This is a genomic window from Paenibacillus oceani, from assembly GCF_014705615.1.
In the GTDB taxonomy this organism is placed as follows: domain Bacteria; phylum Bacillota; class Bacilli; order Paenibacillales; family NBRC-103111; genus Paenibacillus_AB; species Paenibacillus_AB oceani.
Genome location: NZ_JACXJA010000045.1, coordinates 21,960 through 42,253, shown reverse-complemented (window position 1 = coordinate 42,253; position 20,294 = coordinate 21,960). Strand labels below are relative to the sequence as shown.

The 20,294-nt window shown below is 54.4% G+C and carries 17 protein-coding genes and 2 pseudogenes; 14 read left to right on the top strand and 5 right to left on the bottom strand.

Annotated elements, in window-relative coordinates:
* Positions 1 to 15 precede the first annotated feature (15 nt).
* The gene (locus tag IDH45_RS27140; protein WP_190931286.1) at positions 16 to 606 is read left to right on the top strand and encodes a TetR/AcrR family transcriptional regulator; all 591 of its coding nucleotides are present in this window, start codon (positions 16 to 18) and stop codon (positions 604 to 606) included.
* Positions 607 to 865: 259 nt separating this feature from the next.
* A complete protein-coding gene (locus tag IDH45_RS27135; RefSeq protein WP_190931285.1) occupies positions 866 to 1,279 on the top strand; it encodes an NUDIX hydrolase in 414 nt (137 codons plus the stop codon).
* Between the two features lie 48 nt (positions 1,280 to 1,327).
* Here IDH45_RS27135 and IDH45_RS27130 read toward each other — a convergent pair whose 3' ends face one another.
* Positions 1,328 to 3,121, bottom strand: a complete 1,794-nt coding sequence (locus tag IDH45_RS27130) for an ABC transporter ATP-binding protein (RefSeq protein WP_190931284.1) — start codon at positions 3,119 to 3,121, stop codon at positions 1,328 to 1,330.
* Positions 3,118 to 4,863: an ABC transporter ATP-binding protein gene (locus IDH45_RS27125; protein WP_190931283.1), complete on the bottom strand. Its 1,746-nt coding sequence runs from the start codon at positions 4,861 to 4,863 to the stop codon at positions 3,118 to 3,120. The genes IDH45_RS27130 and IDH45_RS27125 overlap by 4 nt, the downstream gene beginning before the upstream one ends.
* Before the next feature lie 295 nt (positions 4,864 to 5,158).
* On the opposite strand from IDH45_RS27125, the gene IDH45_RS27120 reads away from it, so the two are divergent.
* The 6 genes and pseudogenes from IDH45_RS27120 to IDH45_RS27095 all read left to right on the top strand — a co-directional run bounded on the left by IDH45_RS27120 (position 5,159) and on the right by IDH45_RS27095 (position 10,330).
* Positions 5,159 to 6,253, top strand: coding sequence for an HAD-IA family hydrolase (locus IDH45_RS27120; protein ID WP_190931282.1), 1,095 nt, complete (start codon positions 5,159 to 5,161; stop codon positions 6,251 to 6,253).
* 116 nt (positions 6,254 to 6,369) lie between these two features.
* Positions 6,370 to 7,005, top strand: a complete 636-nt coding sequence (locus IDH45_RS27115; protein ID WP_190931281.1) for a hypothetical protein — start codon at positions 6,370 to 6,372, stop codon at positions 7,003 to 7,005.
* A 23-nt stretch (positions 7,006 to 7,028) separates the two neighbouring features.
* Positions 7,029 to 7,418, top strand: a pseudogene (locus IDH45_RS27110) (alpha/beta fold hydrolase).
* Positions 7,419 to 7,707: 289 nt separating this feature from the next.
* A pseudogene (locus IDH45_RS27105) lies at positions 7,708 to 8,115 on the top strand (VOC family protein).
* 253 nt (positions 8,116 to 8,368) lie between these two features.
* Positions 8,369 to 9,220 (top strand): S1C family serine protease, encoded by an 852-nt coding sequence (locus tag IDH45_RS27100; protein ID WP_190931280.1) that lies wholly within the window; start codon positions 8,369 to 8,371, stop codon positions 9,218 to 9,220.
* A gap of 102 nt (positions 9,221 to 9,322) precedes the next feature.
* The gene (locus tag IDH45_RS27095) at positions 9,323 to 10,330 is read left to right on the top strand and encodes a hydroxyacid dehydrogenase (protein WP_190931279.1); all 1,008 of its coding nucleotides are present in this window, start codon (positions 9,323 to 9,325) and stop codon (positions 10,328 to 10,330) included.
* Between the two features lie 457 nt (positions 10,331 to 10,787).
* On the opposite strand, the gene IDH45_RS27090 is transcribed toward IDH45_RS27095, so the two are convergent.
* Entirely contained in the window at positions 10,788 to 11,960 is a 1,173-nt protein-coding gene (locus IDH45_RS27090; protein WP_190931278.1) for an MFS transporter, read from the bottom strand.
* A gap of 124 nt (positions 11,961 to 12,084) precedes the next feature.
* On the opposite strand from IDH45_RS27090, the gene IDH45_RS27085 reads away from it, so the two are divergent.
* Positions 12,085 to 12,966, top strand: a complete 882-nt coding sequence (locus IDH45_RS27085; RefSeq protein ID WP_190931277.1) for a LysR family transcriptional regulator — start codon at positions 12,085 to 12,087, stop codon at positions 12,964 to 12,966.
* A gap of 155 nt (positions 12,967 to 13,121) precedes the next feature.
* Positions 13,122 to 13,946 carry a DUF2935 domain-containing protein gene (locus IDH45_RS27080; protein WP_190931276.1) on the top strand — a complete coding sequence of 275 codons (825 nt, stop codon included), beginning with the start codon at positions 13,122 to 13,124 and terminating at the stop codon, positions 13,944 to 13,946.
* A gap of 117 nt (positions 13,947 to 14,063) precedes the next feature.
* Here the strand turns inward: IDH45_RS27080 and IDH45_RS27075 are convergent, their stop codons facing one another.
* Complete coding sequence (locus IDH45_RS27075) at positions 14,064 to 14,597, bottom strand: hypothetical protein (protein ID WP_190931275.1); 534 nt, start codon at positions 14,595 to 14,597, stop codon at positions 14,064 to 14,066.
* Positions 14,598 to 15,039: 442 nt separating this feature from the next.
* Between IDH45_RS27075 and IDH45_RS27070 the strand changes: the two genes are divergently transcribed.
* Together IDH45_RS27070 and IDH45_RS27065 are read left to right on the top strand one after the other, a co-directional pair.
* Positions 15,040 to 16,008 carry an aldo/keto reductase gene (locus tag IDH45_RS27070; protein WP_190931274.1) on the top strand — a complete coding sequence of 323 codons (969 nt, stop codon included), beginning with the start codon at positions 15,040 to 15,042 and terminating at the stop codon, positions 16,006 to 16,008.
* A 257-nt stretch (positions 16,009 to 16,265) separates the two neighbouring features.
* Positions 16,266 to 17,471, top strand: coding sequence for an MDR family MFS transporter (locus tag IDH45_RS27065; protein WP_190931273.1), 1,206 nt, complete (start codon positions 16,266 to 16,268; stop codon positions 17,469 to 17,471).
* Positions 17,472 to 17,587: 116 nt separating this feature from the next.
* Here the strand turns inward: IDH45_RS27065 and IDH45_RS27060 are convergent, their stop codons facing one another.
* Positions 17,588 to 18,448: a helix-turn-helix domain-containing protein gene (locus IDH45_RS27060; RefSeq protein ID WP_190931272.1), complete on the bottom strand. Its 861-nt coding sequence runs from the start codon at positions 18,446 to 18,448 to the stop codon at positions 17,588 to 17,590.
* A gap of 181 nt (positions 18,449 to 18,629) precedes the next feature.
* Here IDH45_RS27060 and IDH45_RS27055 point away from each other — a divergent pair, with 181 nt between their 5' ends.
* Together IDH45_RS27055 and IDH45_RS27050 are read left to right on the top strand one after the other, a co-directional pair.
* On the top strand, positions 18,630 to 19,343 hold the full coding sequence (locus tag IDH45_RS27055) for a phytanoyl-CoA dioxygenase family protein (protein ID WP_190931271.1): 714 nt from the start codon (positions 18,630 to 18,632) through the stop codon (positions 19,341 to 19,343).
* A 239-nt stretch (positions 19,344 to 19,582) separates the two neighbouring features.
* On the top strand, positions 19,583 to 20,293 hold the full coding sequence (locus IDH45_RS27050; RefSeq protein ID WP_190931270.1) for a nucleotidyltransferase domain-containing protein: 711 nt from the start codon (positions 19,583 to 19,585) through the stop codon (positions 20,291 to 20,293).
* Position 20,294: the final 1 nt, after the last annotated feature.

Sequence of the window (20,294 nt, the reverse complement as noted above, 5' to 3'; positions counted from 1 at the left end):
GGAGCAGGAGGAAGGATGAGAAGAAGCAAGGAAGATACGAATGAAACGATACGTTTACTTATAGAGACGGCTGGACAAGTATTCACGAGGAAAGGATACGCGGATGCGGCGCTGGAAGATATCGCAAGCGAAGCGCAGCTGACGCGCGGGGCTCTGTACCACCATTTCGGCAACAAAAAGGGAATGTTCCACGCCGTACTGGAATCCGTGCAGAAACGTATCGCGGAACGAATCTTGACCGAATCCGCTCAAAGCGACGATGTGTGGGAGCAACTGCTGCTCGGCTGCCGGGCATTCGTTACGGCCGCCGTTGAGCCTCAGCACAAGCGGATTCTGCTCATAGACGGCCCTGCTGTATTCGGCTGGGAGGTGTGGCGCACGATGGATTCGCAAAATTCGGTGAGGCTGCTGCACGAACAGCTCCAACTGCTGGAGCGGGAGCATATCCTTCAACCGGTGTCCGTAGATGCGCTCACTCCCGTCATTTCGGGTGCACTGAATGAAGCCGCGCTCTGGATCGCTCAGCAGCCCGACGAGAAGCAGGCTTTAGCCGACTCCATGACGGCCGTATCGCTTATGCTGAACGGATTTAAGCGGAACGTATAATATGCTGGATAGATCGCTTAGGCGGTCTTTTTTTTAACTTTAGAGCGAGGGGGTAGCCGTATCTGCAGACGTAGGTACGGGATGGAAGGCGATGCACCTTTACGACCCTTTTGGGAACCGTATTAACTTCTGCATTACTGATCGACCTAACCGCTGATGACACCTCTTTGACAATTCTTCGTAATTATTCGGAAGGATACGGACTGTTGTAAAGCGAACAACCTCATAGGGATGAACGATGCGGAGGTGAGCGAAATCCATGAAAGAATGGAAGGGCACCGCAGCTGTATGCTTGAATGAACATCACCAGCTGTTGATGGTGCAGGGCGAAGACGGGACGGACTGGGCGGTTCCGTCGGGGGGACTGGAGCCGGGCGAGACGCTGCGGGAATGCTGCATACGTGAAGTAAGAGAGGAAACCGGATATGAGGTGGAAGTTGTAGGCGAGTTGTATGTCAAAAGAAAACAGACGGCGAGCGGCATCCGGGTGGAAACGTATTATTTCGAGGCTCGGGTAACGGGCGGCGAGTTGAGAATCGCAGATCCCGACGGGATCATTACTCATGTCGGCTGGAGAACGCCAGACGAAGTGAGCGGCTGCAGTCACGCTTACCCGGAAGATCGCGAATTTTTGATCGATTATATGACGTCGAAGCGGCAGCCGGAACGGTAAGCCGGATCTGCACGCGAGGAGCTGTTACCAGCTCCCCGTATGCATTAGCTATATCGGCTGCGCCATCTTAGGGACATTGTCGGGGGCGGCCGTTTCTTCGCCTTTCCACAGAAGCTGCATCTCGGCGCAAGTTTGGAGCAGTTCGGCAAGCGTTCCTTCCGCCTCGATCCGGCCATCCTTCATAACGAATATCCGGTCGGCTTGGATCAAGGCCGACCTTCGATGGGAGACGGCGATGCATGTAACGTCGCGCTCTGCGAATAGTCGTTCCCACAGCTGTTTCTCGGTGTGCACGTCGAGGGCGCTGGACAAGTCATCGAAGAGGAACAAGTCCGCTTCGGTCAGCATCATTCGCGCGGTAGCCGACCGCTGAATCTGGCCTCCGGACAGCATCACGCCGCGCGGGCCGACATACGTCTCGAGACCGAGCTGGAGGTCTTCGACGTCTTTTTCCATGACGGCTAGCCGAATCGCCCGATCCAGAGAACCGGGAGACGGTTCGTGTCCCAGGACGATGTTGTCCCGAAGCGTATCGCTGAACAGCCGCGGCACTTGAGGCGTGTAGGCGGTTCTGGGCGGGATGAGGAAGCTTGCCGGTTCATCCAGCTCGCGACCGTTCCAGCGGATGGTCCCTTCCGAACCCGGCAGCAGCCCGAGCAGCGTCCGGAGAAGAGTCGATTTGCCGGAGCCGATTCTGCCGGTTATGACGACGAATTGCCCGCGCTTAACTCGTAAGTTCACATCGGTGATACCATGATCCGAGTTCGGATACGTATAAGAAAGTCCAGTTACTTCCAGTTCGGCGAACCAGTCGTCCCGATGGTCGGCGGTAACGGGCAGTTTGGGCGGGGAAGCGTACATATGCAGCTCGCTGTATTCAGCGACGCGGTCCTCTTCGCCGGGACGGAACAATGCGCGCATCCGATCCAGCGACACCTTCAGCCGCTTATGCTGAAACACCATATACCCGAATAGCGAGATGCTGGAAGCGAACATGGTCAGGTACGACGTAAACAGGGCGAAGTCGCCGACCGTAAACCGGCCCGCCTGCATCTGGGCGGCGCACATCAGCAAGATGATGCCTGTGCTAACCGTCAGCACGTGCTGATTCAGCGAACGCATCCACTGTTTGAACAAATTGTCTTTGAGAGCAGCATGCCGGCGCGCCTCGTTCAGCACCGAAAAGCGGTTCAGCACATGATCCTCCGCTTGACCGAGCTTGATCGCTTGTACGGCGCCGAACGTCTCGGCGATAAATCCGGTTAAGCGTCCGGACGCCTCGCGGCTCAACTGATTGTATGTTCTCGCACGGTTGCCTGACAAGTTATTGATGAGGGAAACGACGACGAGCGGCAGGATCGCCACGATTGTAATTGGCCAGTTGATCCCGGCCATGATGAGGATTGCAATGACGGCGAACGAGAGACGTCCCCAGAAATCTACCCACGATTCGACGTACTCGACCGCTTCGTTGACGTCCTCCCGGAAGCGGGTCATCGCTTCTCCGGGCGAAGCGGGAAGATTGCGTCCCGGCCAGCGCATAATACCGGCGAGCATATTCGTGCGAAGAAGCGCTTGAACATGATAGAAGTACGTGACCCATTTATAAAAGGCGATAAAAAATACGCCAACTCTCGTAAAACGGACGAGGGCTACGACGATTAACGGGACCGCCAGCCAGACGTAGCCTTGCGAGGGGGCCGCCACCCGGTCGAAAAACCACTGCATACCAAGACCGACGAGCAGCGGCATGGAGTGGAACACTCCCCATAGCAGCCCGTTGATTACAAACAAGTACAGCCGAAAACGAAGCAGCCGCCCCACAAACCGGCTTACAGTCATGCCAACTCCTCCTGTCGATCGTCTCGAAGCAGTTCCGCGTAACCGGACTTCGGATCTTGCGCAAGCGCCTGCCGCGAACCGAATTCCAGAATGCGCCCGCCGCCGAGCACCATAATTTGGTCTGTTGCCTCCAGCGTCGATAACCGGTGAGCGATCACAATTCCGGTACATTGCTCCATCAGCTTGTCGACTGCGGTTTGCAGCGCCGCTTCAGTTGCTGCATCGAGTCTGGACGACGGCTCATCCAGAATAACCAGGCTCGGCTTCGTCAGAAATACGCGCGTAAGCGCGAACAGCTGCGCTTCGCCGGCCGACAGGGATGCGCCTCCCGCCTTCAAATGGGTATCCAAGCCTTGTGGCAGGCTGTCGATCCAGGGACGCAAGCCCAGCTTGCCGGTCGTATCCCATATTTCTTCATCCGACATCCGGCTGTTGAATAAGGTCAGGTTATCCCGCAGCGTCCCGTCGAACAACTGGACGTCCTGCGTAACCATGCCGACGCGTCTGTACAAAACTTCCAGCCGCAGCGTCCGGATATCGACTCCGCCGATGCGAATGACGCCGCTGTTAAGGTTGTACAGGCGAAGCAGCAGCCGGCTGATACTCGTTTTGCCGCTGCCGGTGCGCCCGATCAGGCCGAGACGTTCGCCCGGCTCCAGCCGGAAGCTGATGTCCCGCAGTATCGGATTGCCTTGGTTATAGCTGAAGTTCACATGGGAGAATTCCACCGCTAGAGGGCCTTCGGGAAGCGAATCCTCCGTTCCGCCGCGGATTTCGCTTTCCATCGAGAGGATCTCACGGGAACGGCGCATGCCGGACTTCGCTTTCTGGAACTCCTGCATCTGGTTGCCAAGCTGTTCGATCGGATCGTTTAACATTTGCGTATATTGAAAGATCAGGAACAGAGCACCCAGTGTCACTTGTCCCGTTATATACAGATGTACGCCCATCAGCAGCACGGCAGTGACGGCAACCGCAAACAGCGATACCGTTACGTTCCAGGGAACGACGCGCAGCATCCAGGCTTTGCGTCCCCGCACGAACACGTTGCGCATGGCGAGATGAAACCGTCTCATCACGTACGGGACGCTGCCGCTCGTCTGCACATCCTCGATGCCGGCAATCCGCTCCTCGATAAAGCCGAATAACACTGCGCTCGCTTCGCGCTCTGCCTGGGACGATTTGACGCCCAGATCGCGAATGACGAACATCGCGCCGACGGATACGCACGTGAATATCGTCATCACGATGGCGATCGGCCAGTTGAAGACGAACATATAGCCTAAGATCCCGGCGAGCAGAATAAAGCTGCCGACGATCTGGACGACGAACATCGCGAAGAAATTCGACATTCCTGATACGTCGCCGTCGATGCGCTCGATCATTTCTCCGGGCGTCTTCAGGTTATGAAACCGCATGTCAAGACGCAGGCAATGGTTCAGCAGATCGGCCCGAAGCCGGTTGGTCGCCCTCCACGCCACATCGTTGCCCAGGTAGCTTAACAACACCGTTAGAAGCTGGCTGCAAACCGCCAAGACAAGAAAAATTCCGGCGAGCGTCAGCAAGCTGTCCAAGGGGCCTTGGCTGGATGCGGTGTCTATAAATCGCTGGATAATCTGAGGATTGAGGAGCTGCACCCCCGTAGACGTCAGCAGCAGAAGCAGCAGGACGAGCATTCGTCCTTTAACCGGCAAAAGATATCGGAGCAGCCAGCTGATCGAACTTGGTTTATTTTGCGGCATGCCGCACCTCCATATTGCTTTTGACAATGATTTTTGTCGCGACTGCCCCTGGACTGGACATGACAATGGAAAAAACTCCAAGCGAAGCGCGCCCGGAGTCAAAGGGACGACGAGACAATGTATTCCCATCATACAAGAATTTGCAATAAAAGGAAGGTAGAGAATCGGTATAACCGTTGTTGGTGCGGCGGGAAGCGGAAACATTCCCTATTGGGGAGGAATCGGATAACCGACGAGAAATAAGTATATATCGATACGAATGATCGGAAGGGGCTAATGTTAGGGTGATAGTAACGTGATCCAAGCGTTCTTGTTTGATATGGATGGAGTGATTATCGACTCTCATTCCGTCGCGTACGAGTTGCTGAGTGAAGCCGCCCGATCTTATGGCTGCAGCGTAACGGCTGACGAGATCCAGACATGGGGGAGTTTAAGCTCCCGGCAATTTTGGTCCATTGTGAAGGAACGCTACAACTTGCCGCATGACCTTTCTACCTTGATCGGCAGCTATAATCAAGACCGCGAGATCGAGCTGTACGCATCTATGCAGCCAGTCCCCGGGGTGCGGCCGTTTTTGTTGGAGTGCAAGGAACATGGAATGAAGACGGCGCTCGCCACAAGCGCATCGAGAAAAAGAATGGACGCCGTCCTGGATTTGTTCGGGCTGCGCGACTTATTCGATGTTACGGTATGTGATGAAGAGGTGGCTGCCTCCAAACCGGACCCGCAGATTTTTTTGCTGGCTAGCGATAAGCTTCAGATTAATCCCCGTGATTGTATCGTAATCGAAGATTCCCGGAACGGGTGGTTGGCGGCTAAGCAGGCCGGTATGAAATGTCTCGGCTTTAAAGGACTGAGCCATGTCGATGAAGATATGACAGGAGCCGATCTGCAATTTCACCAGTTTCAGGAGCTTTCGGTGGAGGGGCTGGTTCGCCGCTTCTCGTTCGATTTCGTACCGCTTGATCGGGAAGGGCTCGTCCTGTTGGAAGCGTGGTTTCAAGACCCGGGGGTGTTAAACTGGCTAGGCGGTATACTGCCTTTAGAGCGTTGGTATCGCTTCGTTCAGCAGAGCTCGGGTTATTACGCGTGGAACGTATATGAAAACGGGAATGCGGTCGGCCACATTCACATAGAGACATACGCGGACAGTACCGCTTCGGTCGGGCTGCTGGTTCATCCTGTAATGCGATCCCGGGGCTACGGAGCCCGTTTGCTGCAGTATTTGCTTGTCCGGCCTGAGCTTATGGGGATCGAAACCGTCAAGGCGTATGTAGAAACGGAAAACCGGGCCAGTCTACGTTGCTTTCAAAAAGCCGGGTTTACCGAAGAAGGTTTGGACCCGGACGGATTGGTTGTATTCACTTATCCGTTATCGGCTGGAAGCTGATTGGCGGAATTACTAGTGGAGAATTCATTCGATAGAATAAGTGAAATGGATGAAGATGGCTAATCGGAGGCCGGCACTTGGCTCTCGATGTGTCGTATGGAAGGAAGGCTGCCAAGATGACGGTATTACACACGATTGCTGAACCCGATGTTTTGAAAAAACGGCTGATGGCTTTGGCCGCGCTCGATCTGATCCTTTGCCCGGAGGAATGGCTGCGGTATCACAGTTATATAGTGGAGTGGGCACCTCAAGTTTCGCTGGCGAAGATCGATAACGGGGCAGGCGACCACCTGTTTGTTTTGTTTACTTCGGAAGGGGTTATTATGAAAGGGTTCGATCACGAGTCGGCCTTAAGCCCGCACGCGGGAGACGAATACGAGGTATGGACCGGTATTTATGACGAAACGCCGGAAGCACTTCTGGCTTGGCTGGACGATGAGGCTCTGGAGAAAGACGAGGTCACCTTCTGCCTATGGCGGGAAGCCGGAGATTCCGTCTGGCGGAAAGGCAACGTAGAAATCCCCGACGGGGAGGAGGATGGCTCCGGCTTTCTGCTCGGTACGATCTTTGAAACGCCGGAAGATTATGCCGATTGGGCGGAGGGTTACTTCGAGATGACAGTGCCGCTTGAAATGGTGCAGCAGATCTACGCCGGCGCTCCGATTACGGCCGACATGATTCGCACTTTGAACGCGGAACGGGATGTAGCGGAGGCTTTGCGAGAGTTGGAGGAGTTGTTTGCGGGTATATAACCTATCGGAATAGAGGGACGAGCATGAACCTATATGTGAAGGAAGCAGGCGATTCCAACAAGCCGCTGCTTGTCTTTCTGCATGGAGGAGGGGTAAGCGGTTGGATGTGGGACAAGCAGGTCCGCTATTTCCAAAACGGACCTGCTTACGGTATTGGAAGAGAACATGTCGTTCGGGATTCCACACGGTTACACGCGTAGTGGTGCCAACCTGTTAGTTCTGGTCGGGGGCAAGGAGAAAAAAGCGATGCTCGAATCCGCGAAACTTCGTGCACAGAGCCACCCGAACGGTACCGGATATGCGATCCCGAAAGTCGGGCATGGCATATCGCTGGCCAATCCGGATCTATTCCATCGAATCCTGACAGTTGGATGTCGGAGCAGGAATTGCCTAGTGAGTTGAACCCGATCTAGCCGGATCAATCGTGTGGATACACGTGTAGATTGCGCGCGTACGTTCGCCACTACCGGAGGGCGGCATCGTTCGTTTTGCGAGTCGCTCACTTGAGTTTTCAGCAGTCAGTCGGGCAGGGCGGAACCGGACTTTTTACGAATAAATCCGGCTAGCCAAGGAAATACAAGTAAAGCTGCTTTATGTCCATACTTTACCGAATGGCTGATATGTACAAGGATCATGTTTTTATGTTTAACTCTGTGGTTGAGTATTAGGAATACATATTCTTGATAAGAGGAGACCAACAAGATGACGATACCAGGCAATAAGTTTGTTCCGTTTTTTACGTTTGACGGACGAGCCGAGGAAGCGATGAATCTGTATACCTCGTTATTCGAGCATTCACAAATTATGAATATAACCTGATACGGGGGGGGTGAAGGCCCCGGGAAGGAAGGCAGTGTAATGCATGGCACCTTCCTGTTGAACGGTCAAACGTTCATGTGCATCGACAGTCCTGTCAAGCACGAGTGGACCTTCTCGCCGGGAATCTCCATCTATGTGAATTGCGAATCGGAAGCGGAAATAAGCCGTGTCTTCGAAACGTTGTCGCAAGGCGGCGTAGTGTTGATGCCGCTTCAGGCGTATCCGTTCGCCAAACAGTTCGGCTGGGTCGCAGATCCGTTCGGAGTTTCGTGGCAGTTAAGCTTGCAGTAAGCGAAATGCGGCGACCGGGAAGGGGAAACGGCAGATTGCTGCGGCAATCGGCTGGAGCGAAGGTATCCGTTCCCTCCAATGCACTAGCGTCTGGGATTGCACATCAACGACCGTCCGCTCTTTTACGGACGGTTTTTCTATTGATACGAAAGGAAGAGACCGGAGTGGACAGGTTCATGGTATAATATTCGGTAACTTGCGACAGACAACAGATAATAGACGACAGAAGGCAGACGGCGGACAGGAGGAGCAGATGAAGGAGCGCGAACAACGTACTCAGGGGGACATCGATAGAGAGGAGACCGGCAAGGAGGAAGAACCGGTATGGGAAGAGCCGGACTTTCTCGACACGGATGAGGATGAAGCGGATGAAGCCGAAGAGCGGGCATACTTCGAACGCAAAGCGAGAGCGAGACAGCGCCTGAAAAAATGGATCGCGGTCACAGCTATCGCCGCTATGCTCGGCAATGTTGTCGCCTTCTGGCCGATGCTTTACAATATGCAGGCGATTCAGTTTCTGGCGATTTCGAGAAAACTGTCGCAGGACGATTCGATCGCCCGGTACAAGCAATCCGTGGTCGTCGTCGGCACGGAAGATGGAAAAGGCACCGGATTTGTCATATCGCCAGACGGATATATTGTCACGAACCATCATGTGATCGACGGAAAGCAGAAAGCGTTTGTCCGTTTTTCAGAAGGGGCGAGCCATGAAGCGGAAGTTGTGATCAGTGAAGAGACTCTCGACCTGGCTGTACTTAAGATCGTATCACCCGAGTCCGAACTTCCGGCGCTTCCTCTCGAGCGGGAGTCCCAGTGGCGGCCCGGCAATCCTGTGTATGTGATCGGCAATCCGCTATTTTTCAACCATATCGCAAACCAGGGAACGATCGTTGGCGAGATCCCGGTGCAGGGTCTGGATGTGAAGGCGATGGCTCTCCGTGCTCCGATCTACAAAGGCAATAGCGGCAGTCCGGTCATTAACGAAAACGGCGAAGTGATCGGAGTCGTATTTGCAACTACACAAGTTGAACTTGGCGGAGAGAAGGAGAAGATGGGGCTGGCCATCCCGATCCGCCATCTGATTCCGCTGCTGGGGAGCTCTTAATATTACCGGGGGCTCTTCCTTTTTTGCTGATTTTGGGTTAAACTTTTGCGGTCAAGCCTCATAAGCGCTGATAGTATCCAACTTGAGGGGAGCAGATAGTGCGTGAGTAATAGAGCGGTTTTTTTGGGATCGGATGACAACGGGAAACGAACGCAAGTATATGACAGCGGTTTCTACGAACAAATGGACGGGATTCTCGAATTTATGGCGGAGCCTGTGAACCACAAAAACATCGAGTCTTTCGAGTCCGAGCTTCGGGACGTGGAGATCGCTTTCTCGACATGGGGGGTTCCGCGTTTTACCGAGGAGGAAATCAAGCGGTACTTGCCGAAATTGCGGGTATTGTTTTATGGGGCGGGATCGGTGCAAACGTTCGCTCGTCCTTTTATGGCTTGCGGGGTAACCGTCGTCAGCGCATGGGCGGCGAATGCGGTTCCCGTCGCGGAGTACACGGCAGCTCAAATCGTATTGGCGAATAAAGGATTTTTCCAGTCGGCCGCGATGTGCAAATCCGATCACTTGACGTCGAGAATGCTGGCGGACCAGTATCCGGGCAACTACGGCGCGAAAGTCGGCATACTCGGCGCAGGCATGATCGGCAGCATGGTCATCGAGAGACTGCAAGCGTACCGCATCTCGGTCGAAGTCTTTGATCCTTATTTGTCGGAGGAACGCGCAGCCAAGCTGGGAGTCGTCAAGTCGGAGCTGGTCGATCTGTTTGCGAACTGTCATACGATCTCGAACCATTTGGCAAACTTGCCTGCGACGCTCGGGATTTTGAATAAGGAGCATTTCGATCGGATGATGCCTTATGCGACGTTTATCAATACCGGCCGGGGCGCCCAGGTCGTAGAGCCGGACTTGATCCGGGCCCTGCGGGAGGTGCCTACTCGGACGGCGCTGCTGGACGTCACATACCCGGAGCCGGTACGAAGGGACAGCGAGCTGCTGCAACTGGACAACGTTATTCTGACTCCCCATATCGCAGGAAGCATGAGCCGTGAGGTTGCGCGTATGGGGTTGTATATGGCGGACGAATGTAAGCGGTATTTGAACGGCGAGGCTCTGAAATTCAACGTGACGTATGACATGCTGGAAACGATGGCTTAATGGAACTTGTCCGTCATATGTGGAGAAAAAGTGTGTCCGTGCTTGTCGGCTCACCTTTTTCTCCTTTTTTTTGAGGAGGATAAGGGTGGTTTATACCTTCTATTTTGTCCGAAAACCCGCTTGGACACGGAATAAGAGCGGTTTGAAGCTGCTAAATCCGCGAAAAGTGTGCACACCCCATCAGTTGGCTGAAATAAGGGGTGCAAACCACCTCTATTTGTCCCTCTCGTCCCAAAAGTCCGAAAATAGGGGGTGCCAGAGACTCCAATTTGTGAAGTCACAAAAGTACATTTGCGATTTTTGTTGCCCCGCTCATAACCGATGTTTCTCGAGAAAAAGGACCTCAGTCTCCACGTTACAGTGGGACTTGAGGTCCTTTTGTCTGAAAATCGGCTCCCATGTCATACGACACTTCGGAGACAGCCTCTTCTTATGTCACTAGCGTGGGACGCAGGATTTACCGGCTTCCGGCGGCCTGTAGAGACAACACCGGCCGGACTTTGTCGCCGATGCGCCACTGGATGCCGATCATAACCAGGATAACCGCCAGCATCATCAGAAAAGCGGGGAGAAAGCTGTTGTATGCATCGTGCAGCAGGCCGATGGCAAACGGTCCGGCCGAGCCGATGACGTAACCGCCGCATTGCGACATCGCCGACCAGCTGCCGGCTTCTTCGGCCGTGTCGGTTTCGACGATCGGCAGCATCAGAGCGAGCGGGAACAAGCCGCCAGCGCCGAGACCCAGACATACGACTGCAACCGATAGCGGGAGCCCGGATAACAGCAGAAGGATGCCGATTAGTTCGCATGTACTGCAAAGGATAAGAAACAGCCGGCGTTTCCCGGAACGGGCGACCAGCGAGGGCACGATCACCGATACCGGAATTTGGACAAGCGTAAATACGGTCAGCAGCAGCGCGGCGTTTGTTTTGCTGTAGCCGAGACTTTGGGCGATCGGCGAAATCCATGCGGTTAACGAATAAAACATGCTGGCCATCAGCCCGAAGAAAAATGTGAGCATCCAGGCCCGCTTGCTGCGTATGGGAAGGCGGGAGCGGGACGCCGGCAGTCCGTTTTCGTTACGCTTCCGGATGAGCCCCGCCCAGATCAGCAAGGCGAGCACGCCCAAGACGGCCCAGCACGCCAGGGTCAGCGGCAGATTGTTCCCGGTCCGGGCGTATACCGGAATCGACAGGCCAGAAGCCATAGCGGCGCCCACCGTCATCGAGGCGGAATACACGCTGACGATTCCCGGATGGTTCGGGAAATACTTTTTGATAAAACCGGAGAGCAGCGGTCCGGCCAAACTGATACCGATTCCAGCGACGACCGCGGTCAGGATCAGGAGCGTTTCCGAACCGATAAGTCCGCGTAACACGGTGGCTGCCGTAACCAATGCGAGAGCAAGAAAAAACGTGCGTTCGAGACCGATCCGATCCCGAATCGTGGTCGCAACGACCGCGAATACCCCCATGCACAATACGGGAAGCGTAGTCAGCAAGCTGGCTGCCACTCCGCTCATTCCCGTGTTGGCCTGGATCGTCTGCAGCAAGGGAGCCACCGATGTAATTACGGGGCGTAAATTCAAAGCCGCCAAAAAAATAGCGGCCAGCAAATAAAAGGTTCTCATGGGCACTCCATCCTTTATATTTCGCGGTTAAGTAGTAACTACGAGTATAGAGAAGGAATGAAAATTGATCAATACTATCGTTTCTATTATAATCATAGAAAAATACTATTGATGGAGCGAGGATATGGATACCCGGCAAATTCAATATTTTTTAGCCGTTTGCGATCATCTTCATTTTACTAAAGCGGCAAACGAGCTCGGGATCAGCCAGCCAACTCTAAGTCAACAAATCCGCGTGCTGGAAGACGAGCTCGGTATGCCGCTGTTTGACCGGATCGGCAAAAAAATCGTGCTGACCGAAGCCGGCAAGCTGCTGCTTGTATACGGGGAGAAAATGCTTCAAGCCGAACACGATGCCAAACAATCGATTCAGGAATTGTTGCGGGGCGGAGGCGGGACGGTTCGGCTCGGCGTTCTTCCTTCCGATCTGGACTTCCTGCTTGTGCCTCTGTTTATTCATTTTCATCAGCACTTCCCGTCCACGCAGCTTCAGGCGATCTCCACGCTGCGGATTCAGGAGGAAGTGTTGGACAATACCGTGGATCTCGGAATCGGCGTGAGGAATACTCCGGACAACCGGTTAACTCAAATTGCGCTTCGCTCCGAGCCCTACGAACTGGTGGTTAACCGCTCCCATCCGCTGGCGGGACGGAAGGAAGTGAAGCTGCGCGAAGTGGAGCCACTGCCGCTGGTGATGTATCCGAGAGGGTTCCTGGGGCGCGAGCTGGTAGAGAAGGCGTGCAGGGAGGAAGGATTTCACATCTCGACCGTCATGGAGACGACGACGGCTTCTTCGCTGCTGCAGCTCGTCAAAGCCAATATCGGCGCGACGATTCAACCGCAAAGTCTGCTGAAACGGGGGCCGGAGCAATACGAACTGCTGGCGATTCCGATCACCGACCGTCCGCCTGTCCGTCACCTGGAGCTGGTCCATCGTTCGGACCGGTTTATCAGCGCTGCCCAGAAGCAGCTAACCGGGTGGCTGATTGAATTTTTTGAGCGCTAAGATCGCATGCAGGCGAAAGCTAAACACCAGATTCCAGCAGACCCCGGTCCGTGTCCAGGACGCCGGGGCTTTTTTGGGCCTGTCCGAAGCGTTAACCAAATAGGCATTCGCACATATGATGTGGGGGAAATGGCAATTCGGGGAGGACATGTGAGATGGCTGACGTATTTGTGGCTCGTTCGCTGGATGAAGTGCGATTTTGGTCGCGGATTATGAAGGAGCATTCTTTGTTTTTGAAGTTGGGGTTCCGGTGCGACGACATTCAACTGATCCAGGAAGCCAACCAGTTCTACGCAATATTCGAGTCGATCGAGAACCGGGCAAACAGCTATACGGCCGGGACCGATCCGCAGACGATCCGTACATTCAATGAGGATACTTATGTCGCCGTATCCCACATATGGGCATTCAAAAGAAAAGTGCTCGGATTAATCCTGACATGCCAACTGCCGGGGGCGAACAATTTCCCGCTGCTGGTCGATCATGTGAGCAGGGAAGCCAACTATTTCAGAAACCGGCTGGCCGAGCTGAACACCGGTAGACTGGAACCGCTGCCTGATGCGATTATCGATGAAAATGTGTTCTTTCTGCGAATTATGGCCGATCATGCCAAATTTATCAGCCATCTGCTCGATCCTTCCGAGCGGAAGCTGGTGCAGCAGGCGAACGAATTCAGCCACGATTTCGACCAACTGCTGTTCCAGGCCAAAGATTTGGAATCGATGAGGCCCCAGTCGCAGACCGCACCGCTGCTCGATCAGTTTCTCGATCAAAACCGGTTCTCGGTCAAGTCACTGCGCGATTTCAAGAAGACGGCGCACGAATTAATCGAAGCATGCCGGATCAAAAGCATCATTCATCCGCTGCTTGCGGATCACGTGTTCCGCGAAGCCGAACGTTTTCTGTTTCTGATCGATATGTTCGAAAACAGTTTAACGGGAAAGCCGGTTCCTGCCGCACATGAACTGATCATGGATTGACGGTTGCATGAGCCGGAGTGTATAACCTGGAAATCGTCCTCTGAAGGGGCACAGGAGCTAGAGCGGTATACCCTTCACAGGACGATTTTTGCGGTTAACGGTGGTAAGCCGGCCGCTTCACGCCTGATCGAACCAGCACACTTTGTTGGGGCCGGTTAGCGGGAGCGGTTCCCGGTTGAGCCGGAGCTCGACGAGTGTTGTTGTAAACGGGTGAAAAAATTTAACTTCCGTATCGCCGAGCAGGGGCGACAAATCCAAAGCCGCATGCCACGTGCCGTCCGCGTCGTATGGCTGCTGTCCGCCATTTGTATCGCCAGAGATGCCGTGATACGTAACGAACGATGAGCCGGAAGAGGCGATCACGCGCAGAATCAGGCTTTGGAGGGAGCCGGGCTTCAGCTCTTCCAGATTGACATGAAAATTCCGCAGGCTCGTATCGCCGCTATACGCATGCATGTCTACATCAAAGTATTGGAGCTCTTCCGACCCGCCGTGATGCCGCCGGCCTTCAAGCTGTACATAATAGTCCGGTACCGGTTCGCCCCGTTCGTCGGATGGCTCGCGGAGAATCGTGCCGTGATTCGCTCCTTCGACCGGAATAAACGGAATGTCGACATTGCAACAATTCGTGATAGAGATCCGCTCTTGCATCTCTTTGTGCTTGTCCAGATCGAGGACGATTTTCCGAGAGTTCAGCGCGCAGCCTGCCCATCGTACGGTCCCGTCCGTCCCGGCGTCGCTGATCAGCTTCTTGAGGCCGCCAGCCGTGGATCAAGATGACGGGGCGTCTAGCCATAACACTCCTCCTAAAAAGTAACTGCGACGGCAGGCGAAGAGGCGAAAAGACGAAGAGACGGAAGCGGCAAGCGGACAAGTCTGCACGGAGGATAGGCTGTGTTGCCGCTAAACTATATATAGGGCGATTCGTTCCGATTCAGAAGCAAATTGTTGCGGCAGGCGCCCGGTGGGATGCGACTAAGTTGGAAGTAATTATTTTGGGAGGAGGCAGGTAATGGCCGCCTGTACAGCGAAGGTTATGTGGTCATGCAGTGAAGCTATGGATATTTCGTTGGCCTAAGGGGAGAAGAGGAATATGAGATACCGGACGATTCCGCGTACCGACATTCACGCATCGTCAATCTGTCTCGGGACGGCGTCGATCGGCAGCACGTTGAATGAAGCGGATTCCTTCAAGATGCTGGATACGTTCGTCGATTTGGGCGGCAATTTCCTGGATACGTCGCTGAATTATGCGGATTGGCAATGTGAGATCAAAAGCGTCAGCGAGAAAACAATCGGAAAGTGGATGAAGCTGAGACAGAACCGGAACCGGATCGTGGTCGGAACGAAGGGCGGCTGTCCGAAGCCGGCGGAGGGACGGTTTTTCCGGTTGTCGCGCGAGGAACTGGAGCACGACTTGCAGAAAAGTCTGAGCAATCTGCAAGTAAGCACGATCGATCTGTATTGGCTGCACCGGGACGATCCGTCGAGACCTGTCTCGGAGATGATCGATTTTCTTCACGAGCAGGTGATCGCCGGCAAGATCCGCAGCTTCGGCTGCTCCAACTGGTCGGTGGAGCGTATAGAGGAAGCGATAGCGTATTCGGAAGCCGCGGGGAAGTACGGATTTTGCGCCAACCAGATGATGTGGAGTCTTGCCGAGCCGAATCCGGATGGAATATCGGATAAGACGCTGGCGGTTATGGATCAGGCAACGAAGAAGTATCACGAGACATACGATTTGGCGGCGGTGCCGTTTTCGTCTCAGGCCGGAGGCTTTTTCGGCCGCGCGCTCAGCCGCACAGAGCTGGAGAAAGCCAAGCCTTCGCTCGGCAAATATTTCAACGACGTCAACTTCGGCCGTCTGGAACGCGTACGCGAAGTGGCCGGAGAGATCGGGGCGGCTCCCTCGGCGGTAGCGCTAGCCGTATTATTTGCGCAGCCGTACGCGGTCTACCCGATCATCGGCTCGCGAACGACGGAGCAGTTGGCGGACAGCTGCGCCGCCGGGCAGCTTCGGCTGGAGGAGAAAACCGCGAGATACATCGAGACAGGGGAATAACGCAACAAGCCGCATCGTTTTCCGGGACCCGACCGGTGAAATCGAGGCGGGTATTGGCTTGAACGATTGAGGGCGAGGCGGGAAAAACGGCCGGCCAAGGAGAAGACGAATCATCGTGTTACCGGATCTCGCGGCTTTTCGGGAATACCGTTATATCAAACAGCAGTCTTAACTTGGGAAGCACGGGTTGGCAGGGTCGGAGCGCCCCTTACTTGTTAATCTTAACTGGCGCAGCGCATAAAGGCAGGTGAACGGCAATGGCTCTGAAGGCGTGGAAGTTGGCCCCGGGCAGCTTGAAAGTGATGTACATCAGTTCGTTTTTTATGAATTTGGGGTTTTACGCGCTGATTCCGTATTTAACGCTGCATCTTACCGGCGACTTCTTCTGGACTCTGGCACTCACCGGCGTCTTGCTCGGTGTCCGGCAAATCTCTCAGCAGGGGCTGACGTTTATCGGCGGTCTCGTAGCGGACAGGTTCGGCTGTAAGGAAACGTTAGTACTTGGCGTCGGAGTGCGTGCCGCCGGTTTTATGTCGTTTGCTTTTTGCAGCGAAGTCTGGCATTTTTTCGCTGCGGCGATCGTCTCCGGGCTGGGCGGAGCTTTGTTCGAGCCGTCCTACCAGGCCGCCTTCGCGCGGTTGACGCCGGAAGAACACCGCAAGACGCTGTTTTCTTTCAAGAACATCGTATCCAATCTGGGCATGGTATCGTCCACGATCGTAGGAAGCGTGCTGAGCTCGATCGATTTCTTTTATTTGTCTGTCGCGTCCGGCAGCATCTACGTGTTGATCGGCGGACTGATCGCGTGGGGCTTGCCGCGGCTCGAAGTCGATTTTGCCCGCAACAGCGTGTTTAAAGATATCCAACTGATTTTAAAAGACGGGCCGTTCGTCGCTTATACGCTGATTCTGATCGGGTATTACTATCTGTTTATGCAATTGTTCCTGACGCTACCTCAGTTGGCCGAAGAGGTTGCCGGCGACAAAAGCGGGGTAGCCTACGTGTACGGCGCGATCTCGCTCTCTGTCATCCTGTTCCAACTGCCAATTACCGCGAAGCTGCAAAACGTTCAAAACCGGTTTTGGCTAATCGGCCTGGGGACGCTTGTGATGGGCGTCGGACTGTTCTCGTTCCTGTTTGCCTTCAACCTGATTGCGCTGTTGGCAGGATCGGTCGTTTTTGCTTTCGGAACGATGATCGCGGGCCCGCTGCTGATGGACGTCGTGCCGATGTTCGCGCCTCCCCGGCAGCTCGCCTCGTATTACGGATTCAACGGGTACTCGTTAGCCGTAGGAGGCGCGCTGAGTACGATCGCCGGCGGCTGGCTGTACGATCTGGGTGTTGCGAAAGGTTGGCCGGGCTTGCCGTGGCTCGTCTGTCTGGGCGTTGCACTGGCGGCCGCCCTTGGCCTGTTCTTGCTGAAAGACAGCCGGAACCGGTTCCAGACGAAGCCGCAATCCTGATTATACTTACGAAATAAAACGCATGGCCGGGAAGCGGAACTGTCCCAGGCGATGCGTTTTTTTGGTGAGCCGACGATTTGTTAGGGCAGTTATGGCAAAGATGAACCCTATCCGTTTCATGTACCGGGCGGCCCCGCTAATTTCATCCGGTTGCGGTGCTCCCGGGGCGACAAGCCTTTGAACTGTTTGAACTGCTTGTTAAAGTAGCTTAACGAATGAAAGCCGCATTCAAAGGCGATGTCCGTAACCGACTTGTCGGAGTAGTCGAGCAAATAAACAGCGGACTGCAGCCGAAGCCGGCTTATGAATTCATTCGGTGAGAGACTCGTCATCTCTTTGAATTTGGTATAAAACATCGTCTTGCGCATCTGAGCCATAGCTACTAACCGATCGATCGCGATGTCCTCGCTGAAATGGGACAGCACATACTCGATGACCCGGAGCACGCCCTCATCGGTGGATCGGTCGATATGCGCATCGCGATCCAGCTCGAGGTAGTACCGGTACAGGTGCACCACAATATCGATAAAAGCTTGAAATTGTTTGGCTTGCCAGCCGGGGAGACGGTTCTCTTCTTCCAGTACAGCTTGCCTTGCGGCGTCGTGAATCGCGATGGCATAAGGCGAATGCGCCGGAATGAGCGGCGAGAACCGGCTGGCCGCCGTGTAGAAAGGCCGGAGCAGCTTGCCACCCTCGGGAATGGAACGAACGATCGACGGGGAGAACAGCAGCATAATCCAGTGAACCGGTTTCTCCGTATCCTGTACGAGGTTGTAATGAGGCTCGAAAGGCCGGAAGACGAAGACGTCTCCGGGTTTCCCGTGATAATCGCGGCCGATCAGCCGGTATTTGGCGTCGTTCTTCAGCAGGATGCTGACCTCCAGCGCATCGTGGACATGCATATCGTGTTCGGATAACCGGCCGATCTTCCGAACGAAGTTCAGCTCCCTCTCCAGTCTTACATCTTCGTAGAACATAACGACCCCGCCTATTCGCTTGATTTCCCTATCGTATCCCGGAACGCAGCTTTCGTAAAGAAGCACATCGGACGAGATCGGCCCGGGTTGAACAAAAATACAACTTTTTGCGCCGTTTCGAGCAGTTTTCGCGGCCGCATTCCTGTACATTTAGTACAAATCCAGCTGAGGAGGCGTACGAATGAGTACAGCAGTTATCTCGAACTTTGTATTGACGGAGCAAATGATAGAGGAGTTTTACCGGGAAGGATTTTTTTACGCGCCGGGATTCATTACGCCCGAAACGGTGGAGAGAATCAACAAAGAAAATGCGGATTTTGCGAACCAATCGGAAAGCGGGAAGTGGAAATCCAACGGATTCATCCATTTCGACAAAAGTGCAGCGCAATTTCCGGAAACGGCCTCATTGCTTGCCTCCAAGGCTCTGATCGAGGTGTACGAGAACATACTCGGAGACGAAGTTAGATTATGGATGGGCATGTACGCGGTTGTGCCTCCGCACGGAGAGGGACTTGCCTGGCACCAGGACAATATGTACACCCATATATTGGGGCATATGCTGAACGGTTTTATTGCGCTGGATACGATCAGTCAGGAAAATGCGGGATTGTGGCTCGCGCCGCGTTCGCATCGTCTCGGACGCCAGGCGAATCTGAACGAGGACGGAGCGGAGCACCGCCGCGCCGCCGATCCGGAGAACGGGATGCCGTGCAAGCCGATGGCTCCCGGGGATGCCGTCATTTTCCATCGGGAGACGCTGCACCACAGCAAGACGAATCACACGGAAAAGCCGAGAAGAGCCTACGCGTTCCAGGTCGCATCGAAGGCGTGCCGTTATGCGGAGACGGGCAAGCAGCTCACCGACCGGGAACTTCTGTCGGCATTGAAACGGTAAACGGATTACAACCAGTATCAGCCCTCCCCCAGGCAGGCGTTCGTTCCTAGCTTGGGTGAGGGTTTTTTCTATAGGGCGAGGTCCGGGTAGGAGAGTCCTCGGTCTGTAGGGAACGGTAGGATTGCGGGCTGAAGACCAGCGGATTACAATTAAAATTATACATAAGTCTTGGAGGAAACACCTGTTGAGTTTGGTGCTGCTTCCGGAATTCGATGGTGCGTACAGAAGGAGGGGAGCCGATGGCGGCGGATTTGACTTTTATTCAATCCCGAGTTCACCGTCATCTGACGGCGGAGATGTTGGAAGCTGCTGCTGTCGATGCGGACATATCCGGACTGATGGTTTCGGGATCGGTAGCGAGAGGGGATGCGGCAGAAGGATCGGACCTCGATCTGTACGTGTTATTAAAACAGGGGTGCTCTAGAGAATTTTATACCGGGAATCATTCCGGGATTCTTCTGGAGATCAAGTACGCCGACTACGATAAGGCGTTGTACAAACTGAGCCGCAATAGCATGGAAATGTATAACTACTTGGACGGACGTATCTTGTATGATCCCGAAGGGCTGATGCAGAAGTTGTCCGATATTGCAACCGAAAATTACAACGGGTACCGGAGCTCCCGGAAAGATAGGAAGGAGACGGCCCATTGGCTGTTAAGCGCCAAAACGAAAATGGAAGCGGCCGATAGCGCGGGGGATTCGCTGAAGGCTTCGTTCGTGGCAGGCACGACTTCTTATAAAATACTTGAAGCGTTTTGGCTCGTCAATCATAAACCGATGCCTCCCTCCGGCGGTGTTCTGGCCCACCTGAAAGACTTGGAGATCGGGGCCGCGCTGCTGGAGGATGGGATGAGCCGGTTATTCATGGGTTCCGCTGAAGCCAGAGTTCGTGCCGCGTCGGAAATGATCGACTATGTCCATCCGCTGCTTCAGAACGAGTCCAATTAGC

Bases quoted from the DNA above. Each gene is read 5' to 3' on its own strand.
- IDH45_RS27135 (WP_190931285.1), top strand. From the start codon at position 866: ATGAAAGAATGGAAGGGCACCGCAGCTGTATGCTTGAATGAACATCAC.
- IDH45_RS27050 (WP_190931270.1), top strand. From the start codon at position 19,583: ATGGCGGCGGATTTGACTTTTATTCAATCCCGAGTTCACCGTCATCTG.
- IDH45_RS27140 (WP_190931286.1), top strand. From the start codon at position 16: ATGAGAAGAAGCAAGGAAGATACGAATGAAACGATACGTTTACTTATA.
- IDH45_RS27070 (WP_190931274.1), top strand. From the start codon at position 15,040: ATGAGATACCGGACGATTCCGCGTACCGACATTCACGCATCGTCAATC.
- IDH45_RS27090 (WP_190931278.1), bottom strand. From the start codon at position 11,960: ATGAGAACCTTTTATTTGCTGGCCGCTATTTTTTTGGCGGCTTTGAAT.
- IDH45_RS27125 (WP_190931283.1), bottom strand. From the start codon at position 4,863: ATGCCGCAAAATAAACCAAGTTCGATCAGCTGGCTGCTCCGATATCTT.
- IDH45_RS27080 (WP_190931276.1), top strand. From the start codon at position 13,122: ATGGCTGACGTATTTGTGGCTCGTTCGCTGGATGAAGTGCGATTTTGG.
- IDH45_RS27055 (WP_190931271.1), top strand. From the start codon at position 18,630: ATGAGTACAGCAGTTATCTCGAACTTTGTATTGACGGAGCAAATGATA.
- IDH45_RS27060 (WP_190931272.1), bottom strand. From the start codon at position 18,448: ATGTTCTACGAAGATGTAAGACTGGAGAGGGAGCTGAACTTCGTTCGG.
- IDH45_RS27075 (WP_190931275.1), bottom strand. From the start codon at position 14,597: ATGCAAGAGCGGATCTCTATCACGAATTGTTGCAATGTCGACATTCCG.
- IDH45_RS27115 (WP_190931281.1), top strand. From the start codon at position 6,370: ATGACGGTATTACACACGATTGCTGAACCCGATGTTTTGAAAAAACGG.
- IDH45_RS27085 (WP_190931277.1), top strand. From the start codon at position 12,085: ATGGATACCCGGCAAATTCAATATTTTTTAGCCGTTTGCGATCATCTT.
- IDH45_RS27065 (WP_190931273.1), top strand. From the start codon at position 16,266: ATGGCTCTGAAGGCGTGGAAGTTGGCCCCGGGCAGCTTGAAAGTGATG.
- IDH45_RS27130 (WP_190931284.1), bottom strand. From the start codon at position 3,121: ATGACTGTAAGCCGGTTTGTGGGGCGGCTGCTTCGTTTTCGGCTGTAC.
- IDH45_RS27100 (WP_190931280.1), top strand. From the start codon at position 8,369: ATGAAGGAGCGCGAACAACGTACTCAGGGGGACATCGATAGAGAGGAG.